The organism is Neochlamydia sp. AcF95 (assembly GCF_018342455.1).
Classification (GTDB): domain Bacteria; phylum Chlamydiota; class Chlamydiia; order Chlamydiales; family Parachlamydiaceae; genus Neochlamydia.
On the sequence record NZ_JAEMUC010000023.1, the window covers coordinates 1 to 9,312 of the forward strand.

The 9,312-nt window shown below is 38.7% G+C and carries 7 protein-coding genes, 1 other RNA gene and 2 pseudogenes; 7 read left to right on the plus strand and 3 right to left on the minus strand.

What is annotated here, in order from left to right; translation table 11 throughout:
* Nucleotides 1-426, plus strand: a pseudogene (locus tag NEOC95_RS01905) (hypothetical protein); the annotation flags it as partial.
* A gap of 303 nt (nt 427-729) precedes the next feature.
* Here the strand turns inward: NEOC95_RS01905 and NEOC95_RS01910 are convergent.
* Both NEOC95_RS01910 and ileS read right to left on the minus strand, forming a co-directional pair.
* On the minus strand, nt 730-1,689 hold the full coding sequence (locus tag NEOC95_RS01910; protein WP_166154274.1) for a KpsF/GutQ family sugar-phosphate isomerase: 960 nt from the start codon (nt 1,687-1,689) through the stop codon (nt 730-732).
* Between the two features lie 625 nt (nt 1,690-2,314).
* Nucleotides 2,315-5,437, minus strand: a complete 3,123-nt coding sequence (ileS, locus tag NEOC95_RS01915; protein WP_213151167.1) for an isoleucine--tRNA ligase — start codon at nt 5,435-5,437, stop codon at nt 2,315-2,317.
* Nucleotides 5,438-5,639: 202 nt separating this feature from the next.
* On the opposite strand from ileS, the gene ssrA reads away from it, so the two are divergent.
* From ssrA to NEOC95_RS01930, 3 genes are all read left to right on the plus strand, one after another.
* Nucleotides 5,640-6,054: a transfer-messenger RNA gene (gene ssrA, locus NEOC95_RS01920) on the plus strand.
* Between the two features lie 293 nt (nt 6,055-6,347).
* Entirely contained in the window at nt 6,348-6,734 is a 387-nt protein-coding gene (locus NEOC95_RS01925) for a VOC family protein (RefSeq protein WP_166154278.1), read from the plus strand.
* 3 nt (nt 6,735-6,737) lie between these two features.
* Nucleotides 6,738-7,028, plus strand: a complete 291-nt coding sequence (locus NEOC95_RS01930) for a helix-hairpin-helix domain-containing protein (RefSeq protein ID WP_166154280.1) — start codon at nt 6,738-6,740, stop codon at nt 7,026-7,028.
* An 8-nt stretch (nt 7,029-7,036) separates the two neighbouring features.
* Here the strand turns inward: NEOC95_RS01930 and NEOC95_RS01935 are convergent, their stop codons facing one another.
* Entirely contained in the window at nt 7,037-7,390 is a 354-nt protein-coding gene (locus tag NEOC95_RS01935) for a DUF2992 family protein (protein WP_347566617.1), read from the minus strand.
* Between the two features lie 216 nt (nt 7,391-7,606).
* Between NEOC95_RS01935 and NEOC95_RS09465 the strand changes: the two genes are divergently transcribed.
* The 3 genes and pseudogenes from NEOC95_RS09465 (at nt 7,607) to NEOC95_RS01945 (ending at nt 9,238) form a co-directional block, all read left to right on the plus strand.
* Nucleotides 7,607-7,831, plus strand: a complete 225-nt coding sequence (locus tag NEOC95_RS09465; protein WP_283248234.1) for a DUF6088 family protein — start codon at nt 7,607-7,609, stop codon at nt 7,829-7,831.
* Nucleotides 7,824-8,195, plus strand: a complete 372-nt coding sequence (locus NEOC95_RS01940; protein ID WP_283248235.1) for a DUF6088 family protein — start codon at nt 7,824-7,826, stop codon at nt 8,193-8,195. Before NEOC95_RS09465 ends, NEOC95_RS01940 begins: the two co-directional genes overlap by 8 nt.
* 266 nt (nt 8,196-8,461) lie before the next feature.
* A pseudogene (locus NEOC95_RS01945) lies at nt 8,462-9,238 on the plus strand (nucleotidyl transferase AbiEii/AbiGii toxin family protein).
* Nucleotides 9,239-9,312 lie beyond the last annotated feature (74 nt).

The window sequence follows — 9,312 nt, forward strand, 5'->3', positions numbered from 1 at the left end:
ACTTCACTAGTGATCACTCATCAAGAAGGGTTAGCTTTAGATGTTAGAGCCATTCATGGCAATCCGTACGATGGGCATACGCTTGAAGAAGCTATTAAGAAAGCTCAACATAATAGCGGCAAGAACATCGAAGTAGCTTTTGTAGATAAAGGTTATCGAGGTCATACGGTAGAAGGCAAAAGCATATTTATTTCTGGGCAAAGAAAAGGCCTTACACAGTGGATTAAGTCCCAACTCAAAAGACGCCAAGCGATAGAACCCCATATCGGCCACATGAAGAATGATGGCAAACTGGGACGCAATTACCTTAAAGGCCGTTTGGGAGATTGTTTTAACGCCATTCTATGTGGAATTGGCCATAACATGCGTTTAATTTACAACTGGTTAGTCGCCCAAAATTCTCCCAAATGTCTTTATTCAGGCTAAAAAGCTTAATTTCTTCTTTAAATTGCTTTGACGCTCTATCTTGAAGGCTACCTCCTGCTCTAAAACTCTTAATTTTTAGCCAATTTTCATACTCATCAACAAAAATTCTTGGATTTGCAGTTTTTTAGCTTAGGTCTAAAAGAAAATTCATAATTTTTCTTTCTAAAATGGATGCAATGAAGAAATTTTTAAGGTTAATTCAGGTCGAACTATTTATAGAAAGTAAGAACGATTACCTTTCTGCCTAAGCATATTTAAAGAAAAATTAGCAGCTAAATGATAAAGGCTTAAGCGTGGGAACGTTCATATTCCCGATTGGACAATATCATGTAATTTGATAAGGCCTAGCAGCTTTTTATGCTCGGTAAGAACAGGTAATACCGTAATAGCATTTTTTTGGTCTCCTTCCATCTTACGCATGGCATCCCACGCCAAGTTATGAGGAGCAACCCACCGAGCTGTTTGGATCATTAGATCTTTCATAGGCAATTGCAGGGAAGCAGCCCCATGGGATTGCAAAGCCCGCCTTAAATCTCCATCAGTAAATATCCCCTGTAGAATTTCAGCTTCGTCAATCACTAATACACAACCACAACGTTTATTAGATAATTCTACAAGAGTATTTACCAATTTATCTTGAGGCTTGCATATAGGAAGGCTAGAGCCGGTGATCATTAAATCAGACACTTTAAGCGAGATGCGTTTACCAATCCTACCTGCAGGATGATTTTTAACATATTCTTCCAAACTAAAATTTTTCATGCGCATGAGGGCAACAGCCAGAATGTCTCCAAATATAAGCTGTATAACAGCAGACGTAGTCGGCACTATATCAAACGGGCAAAGCTCTTGCTGCAAAGGAAGATCGATATATATATCACTAGCTTTAGCTAAACGGCTTTTTGCATTGGAGACAATCCCTATAATTTTTACTCGCCGATTACGCAAAGTAGGGATAAGAGATAAAAGTTCTTCACTCTCTCCACTTTTACTAAGAAAAACAAATACGTCTTTTTCAGAAACTATGCCTATATCGCCATGTAAAGCGTTTGTGGGGGAAATAAATAAAGCTCGTGAGCCGGTAGAAGTCATGGTCATAGCAATTTTTTCTGCTACTAAACCGCTTTTCCCTACACCTGAGAAAACTATAACTCCCTGGCAATCTCTTAAAGACTGTACAACAATCTCAGCAACAGATAAATCGATCTTTTCAAAAAAATAATTTAAATAACAGTTTTCTTTTTGGAGAAGCTCTTTTAACAAATGATGATTCCTTTTTAAGCTAAACGATCCGAGTTTTAAAGAATGTATTTTAAGGAATAGAAATATTACTCTCAAGCTATAAAAATCTACAGCTATAGAATTAAAAAAGCCAGATTTCCAAAATATTTTCTATTAGCGTTTATCTTTGTTAAAAAAACGTGCCCGCTTTGAGCTTTATAAACACTATTTGCTGTCTCTTTTTGCTACCGAGGAAGCTCTCATAGCCTCCCCTTAAAGCAAAACTCACTGACAAACTTCTGATTAAAACAAACCACCATCAGATAGCTTATAGCTTTTTTCAAGGAAAAAGTCATAACTATAAAGTAATCTTTTCAGCTTATCTGTACGTAAGGTATGTCATTAGGTAAAAAAGGAGCTGGTAATCATTCAGTTCTTTTTAAAATAAGGAGGAAAGTCTTTTAAAACATATTACCTGCTGCTAAGCTGCCACTTTAAATTTTTTATAGACAAACATCTATTCTAATCAAAATATAAATCATTCACTATTTATGGACAGAAGCAGCTGGCTCACCTCCCTTTCACCCATAACGAATGAATGGGCACTGCCTTACTCCCTTACCTTAAGAGGAAAGGAGCAAGGGTGTAAAGTAGAGCCAAGAGGTGTTCAAGCAGCATGGGCCTTATTTAAATAGATCCTAGCCGGCTCATTGTTAATATCCCACTCATCGCCTTCAGGGGATTCGTTAAACTCTACAGTAACCGCCAATACTTCTTGTTGCACATATTCTTTATAATGCTCAAAAGCTAGCTTTACTCGTTCGGTTGTTTCTATATTTACGTGAATGCGATCAGTCACTTCTAAATTAGCTTCTCGCCGCATTGTATTAATTTTATTCACGAGCTCCCTGGCAATCCCTTCCATTAAAAGATCTTCATTTAAAGCTGTCTCTAAAACAATAGTGATCGATCCTTCATTAGCTCCAGCTAGGCCCTCAAAAACCTGGCGTTCAACCTGAACATCTTCCGAAGTCAACACTACTTCTGTCTCTTCTATGATTAAAGGAAGCGAATGACCTTTCAATAAGGTAGATAATTGTTCTTGATTAAAAGCATCAATTGCTTGCTGAGTAGCTTTCATTAACTTACCCACTTTTTTGCCTAAGATGCGAAAATTAGGCTTAGCTTTAAGATTAACAAATGAAGACTCTTTCTCGGCAAATTCGATTATTTTCACATTTAGTTCATCGGCAATCAGGTGCTGTTGCTCTTTTAAAAATTGAAGAGTCACGCTATCAGCGGAAATAATATGAGCCTTCGCCAGCGGTTGTCGAACTTTAAGCTTATGCTCTTTTCTTAAAGCATGGCCTAAACTTACCGTACTTTGTACCGCAGCCATGGCGGCCTCCAGTTGCTCATCACGCATCTGCTCATTATATTCTGGATAAGCACAAAGGTGAACGGATTGAGGCATTTCTTCACTTCTCAGATTCTGATAAATAGCTTCGCTCATAAAAGGAATATAAGGTGCTGCCACCTTCGTAAAGGTCAATAGAACATGATAAAGAGTGGCAAAAGCTTCATTACGATCATTAGACGCTTTTTCTTCCCAGAAGCGGCGGCGCGAACGTCTGATATACCAATTAGTCAGCTGCTCAATGAAATAAATTGTAGGCTCGATACCATGGCTAAGGTTATAATCATCCATTCCTACTTCTACTTGTTTGATAAGCTTATTTAGAAGCGAGATTACCCATCGATCGATAATAGCGACGGGCTTTTTCAGCTGACCACAAGGGCGCCAGCCATAGATACGTGCGTAGGTGATAAAAAAGCTATAAGCATTCCATAAAGGCAGCATTACTTGACGTAAGATAAGCTCCACCCCTGATTCCACAAAGCAAAGGTCTTCGGCACGTACTGCCGGACTATGCATCATATAGACACGAACCGCATCGGCGCCAAAACGCTCAATGACAAGGCTAGGATCAGGATAATTGCGCAAGCGCTTGGACATTTTTGCCCCATCCTCTGCCAAGACGATTCCATTCACAATAACGTTTTTAAATGCTGGCTGATCAAAAAGGGCGGTGGATAGAATAGTTAACGTATAAAACCAACCGCGTGTCTGATCTAAACCTTCTGCAATAAAATCTGCAGGAAATATCTTCTGGAAAAGCTCTTGATTTTCAAAGGGATAATGATTTTGCGCGTACGGCATAGAGCCCGACTCAAACCAACAATCGAAGACTTCGGTGATACGTCTAAAAACTTTTCCATTGTGGGTGAGAGTTAGCTGATCAATAAAATGTCGATGTAAGTCTTTAATGTTAGTCCCACTTTTGGTTTCTAGCTCTTGAATGCTTCCGATAACAAGCATCTCTCCATCGTCTGCGCGCCAGATAGGAATAGGAGTCCCCCAGTAGCGATTTCGACTGATAGCCCAATCTCTAGCACCTTCTAACCATTTACCAAAACGCCCATGCTTAACATACGAGGGAGTCCAATGAATTTGCTCATTAGCTTTTACCAACGAGTCTTTTATTTTTTCTACAGCTACGAACCAGGTAGTTACAGCTTTATAAATAAGAGGAGTGTCAGATCGCCAGCAGAAAGGATAGCGGTGGCGGCAGACACCATGAGAAAAGACTATACCCTCTTTCTTTAAGTGCTTAATGATCTCTTTATCCGCCTCTTTAACAAATAATCCTTGGTATTCAGGAATTTCACTAGTGAAAAGTCCATTGCTATCGACGGGACACACAATCTCTATGCCCTCTCTTTGACACGCATAGAAATCTACTTCTCCAAAAGCAGGGGCTGCATGAACAATTCCCGTGCCCTCTTCTACCGACACGCTATCCTCAAGAATTATACGAAAAGCTCCATGGCTCGCTCTATCAGCAAAATATTTAAAAGGCGGCTTATAACTTTTACCTGCTAAGTCCCTACCCTTCATTTCTTCTAATATTTCATATTCGCTTTCACTCTTAAAAGTAGCCGAGAGCCTAGACTTTGCTAAAATGTAGTGTTGGGCAGAGGCAATGTGTAGGATTTTTACATAGTCTATCTCAGGCCCTACCATGAGAGCTAAATTAGAAACAAGCGTCCAGGGAGTAGTGGTCCAGGCTAAAATAGCTGTATGAGGTTCATCTAGCAAAGGAAAAGCTATAGTTAAAGCAGGATCATCTACCTCTTTATAATTTTCGCCTGCTTCAAAATTAGAAAGTGGTGTTCCTAGCTTAGCAGAATAAGGCATGACTTTATAGCCCTCATAAACCAGCCCTTTATTATAAAGCTGCTGAAAGACCCACCATACCGATTCCATAAAATTCACATCCATCGTTCGATAAGTTTGATCAAAGTCAACCCATCTCCCCATACGCTGGACAATCGTTTTCCACTCTTCAGTATAACGTAAAACAATTTTTCTACACTCCTCGTTGAAATTAGCTATCCCAAAAGTTTGAATAGCATCTCCACCTGAGAGGTTATGCATTTTTTCAATCTCATTTTCCACAGGAAGACCGTGGCAATCCCAGCCGAAACGCCGAGGCACGCAAAATCCTTTCATGGTTTTATAACGCAAAACTACATCTTTAATGGTGCCTGCTAATAAATGACCATAATGAGGAAGACCTGTAGCAAAAGGAGGACCATCATAAAAAGCAAAAAGAGGTTTATCTCGATTTTCTTCTACCGATTTTGTGAAAATTTTATTTACACTCCAAAATTCAAGAATTCTTTTTTCACGCTCGTCAAAACTTTCTGGAAGAATTTCTGCAAACATTCGCTAACCTACTAAGTAATATAAAATTGTTTTCGAAGCCATAGGCAAAAATAATAATATTTTCTCTCGAAAATGTCTAGCAAGCATCTTGTTTCTTCTCCTTCACGTAAAAAATTTGCTTCTATTTTATTTTTTTTTTCGTTATTCTTTGATTAAGAAAAGGCAATACTGCCCTTACAGTTTTATCAAACATCCATCTTTCGGGGGTGTCATGGTTTCGACTGGGAAGCGAGGTATTGATTGCATGCGGAGGGTATCGGTTGGCCTCCTAAAAAAGCCGGTGAACAATTAAGTGCCAAAACAAGCACAAACGTAATCGCTGTTGACTTTAGCCCTGTGGCTGAAGCTAACTTTGAAGTCGTAGCACGCGCTGCTTAATTGCAGTGCTTGCGCAGTAGTCTGAAATTGGACCGAGGATTTTAGAGTCTACTGTCATTTTCTTGGTATGAGCTAAGTTTCTCCAGCCTTAGAGAAATTTAAACTCAAGATTAATTGAGGCGAGTAGTTTCCAGTGGCGTGTTCTGCAGCGGAACCTACTTATTTTCAGAACACTAAGCATGTAGTGGTCACTATGTAGTTTGCTCAGGACGAGAGTTCGATTCTCTCCACCTCCAACTGATTATTAAGCTTCACTTTTAGGAGTGAAGCTTTTTATTTTCAGAGGCTTGCGCATCAAAAAAATTCAACGGAAATTTCAAGTACATAAAGCCCAATTACGCACTAAACTGGATGAAAACAGCATACAACTATTTCGTTTTTCCGCATCTTCTGCTATATCCACTGTGACAAGGGTGACCTCTGTGACTCATAGAGAAAGCGCGTCAATTTCCCAAAATATTGTCACTCTGGAGTAAAAAATGAAGCTTTATTGCTAATGTTTTCATAAAAAAAATTAATTCTTAGGCCTAACATGCATCTCGGTTACATTATTATCTATGTCAAAGACGTGCCCACAACAGTTTCTTTCTACGAAAAAGCTTTTAAGCTAAAGCTTCGATTTATTCATGAAAGCAATCAATATGCAGAAATGGAAACAGGCCAAACAATTTTAGCATTTGCTGACGAAGATGTTGTGATGGCTTCCCATCAATTTCGGCCAAATCGCCAAAAAGAACTAGCTGCTGGTGCTGAAATTGCGTTTATAGTCGATAATGTGGAGAAGCAATTTCAACACGCGATTGATTCTGGAGCAGTAGAAATTCTTAAACCTGCTCAAAAACCGTGGGGTCAAATCGTTTCTTATGTCCGTGACAATAATGGTTTCATTGTCGAAATTTGCAATGCAATAAAGGAATAGCAAATGTCTGTCAAAAAAAAGAATCTTAAAGATCTAAAAAATGTTGGGAAAGCAACTTTACGGGATTTAAGCATTCTGAATATTCATTTAGTCGAAGACTTAATTCATCATGATGCTACTCAATTGTTCGAACAATTAGAAAGGTTAACAGGAAAACGTCATGATCCTTGTGTGTGGGACGTATTTGCCGCCATTATACATGAAGCTAAGACGGGAGAACCTATTTCATGGTGGGCATGGACAGCCCAGAGAAAGGCTCTTCAAAAAACAGGAAAGTTAATTCATATAATTTGAGTTATTCCTTAGCGATGATAACGCTTTAGTAATGCCCTCGATGCTTCTCTTTTTCTTTTTTTTTGCTTGAGTGCAAATTGATCATCTTTGCGATCTTGTTTTTCGGCACTGCTAATAATTTTCTTTCTTTTCTTCTCAAGCCCTCCTCGCCTGTAATCTTGTGCTAAAGTTGAAGGCTGTGTCGTTTCCTTCATTCTTGCCATTTCACGGCGGACTTCTCTTTGTACTCTCTTTGGATTCATGCGCAGGATTTGAATGTTGATTTCCTTAACTTCTCCAAATTTTATTTCAGGATAATGATTAAGAACAAACTTATGAATCTCAGGATCAGACGGTTCACCACCCAAGATAGTCCTTGCAATTGCCTACCCTGCTTTATCGGTCCGCTCAAAAGTTTTTACCCAGAACCGCTTTTCAAAGAAAATTTTTGCTTTAACTGTAGCGATTTTATTCCCTTTATATGGCTCAAGATACTAACACACTTTCCCTGGGTTTAAAATAAACACTCTAACCGTTTTCATAAACGATTCTAGTAATTCACAAAAATAGCATCTTTTTGTGAAAAAGAGAGACTCGAAATGCGCCAAAGTATCGAAATCGCAGTAAAAAATAGGATTATTGAGCAAGGCCGCGGTTGGTGTTTTACGCCCATGCACTTTTCAGATCTGGGTAGTGATACCTCTATTCGAAAATCTCTTTCACAGCTTCAAAAACAAAACATCATCCGTCGGCTCGATCAAGGCGTTTATGATTACCCCAAAATACATGATCTACTGAGCACACTCCCCCCCAGATTTGAATGAAGTTGCTAAGGCTATTGCGGAAAAAAATGGGGTTCAAATTCAACTTGCCGGAGCTCATGCTGCCAATTTAGTGGGCCTTTCTTTACAAGTTCCTGGTGGTGTCATGTTTTTAACCGAAGGCCCCTCCAGAAAAGTCAAAATTGGTAATCAAGAAATTATTCTTAAAAAGACCACGAAAAAAATTATGTCTTTTGCGAGAACTAGAGAAGGTCTTCTGATTCAAGCTTTGAAAAATTTAGGAAAAGATCACATTGACCAGGTAGCACGTGCACAGGTATCAAAATTCCTTAAAGATTCAAAAGAAAATGAAATTAGACAGAATATGAAATTTGCACCTGCAGGGATACGATCTCTTTATTTTTGAAATTATGGGGCTCAAGCCATGAAGGAAATTCATCTTTTGTCTAAAGATGAACGGGAACTTTTCTTTAGAGCTGCCACTGAAGAGCTGCCACTGATATCAAGAACCTGCCCTTTGAAATTATTGAGAAAGATTATTGGGTCGTATGGGTTTTGGAAAGACTATTCTCACTAGAGAAGATGAGGCCGCATCTCACCTTTAAACGAGGTACGTCCCTTTCAAAAGTATATGGATAGATTGATCGTTTTTCAGAAGATATTGATCTTTCAATTGAAAGAGAATTCTTTGGTTGTGGTGCACCCCATGACCCTGAAAATGCACCATCCAAGAAAAAGCAAAATGCAATCATCGATAATCTTTCAAAAGCTTGCTCCAATTATGTTCAAACTCAGATGCTAGCTGAACTTAAAGATGCTTTTGCTGCAAAACTCGGAACAATTGATGGGTGGCAAGTCTTCCCTGACCCAGAAGGCCTCGCTGCCCAAACATTATTATTTGAATATCCAAGCGAAACCTCAAAAGCTGGATACATTCGTTCGCTTGTAAAAATCGAAATTGGTGCAAGATCAGAACACTGGCCTGTCAGCGAATATAGAATAAAAAGCTACACTAAAGAGGCACTAAAAGAAAAAATCCATGAATCTGAAATATTGGTTCAAGTACTGAATGCTGAGCGTACTTTCTGAAAGAAAGCAACTATCCTTCATCAATATGCACATTTACTCGAAGATAAAAAGCTTCCGCCACGAATTTCAAGACATTATTATGATTTTTTTCGTTTGCTCAATTCGGAGATCAAGGAGAAGGCTCTTATCGAGATAGCTCTACTTGAAAGAGTTGCCATCCACAAAAGCATTTACTTTGCATCAAGTTGGGCAAACTACGGAACAGCTCGAAAGAGAACCTTGAAGCTTTTTCCTCCTCCGCGAATTCTAAAAGAACTCGAGAAGGATTATGTTCTGATGAAATCCATGTTTTTCAGAGAAATCCCAGATTGGGAATTAATTTTAAAAACGATCGACACGTTTGAAAAAGAGTTTAATTAGTCCAACCTGATTTACCCTAAAAAACTCCATCATTGCATCAATTTTAAAAAGAAAAAATGTAAATTTCCTTTTAA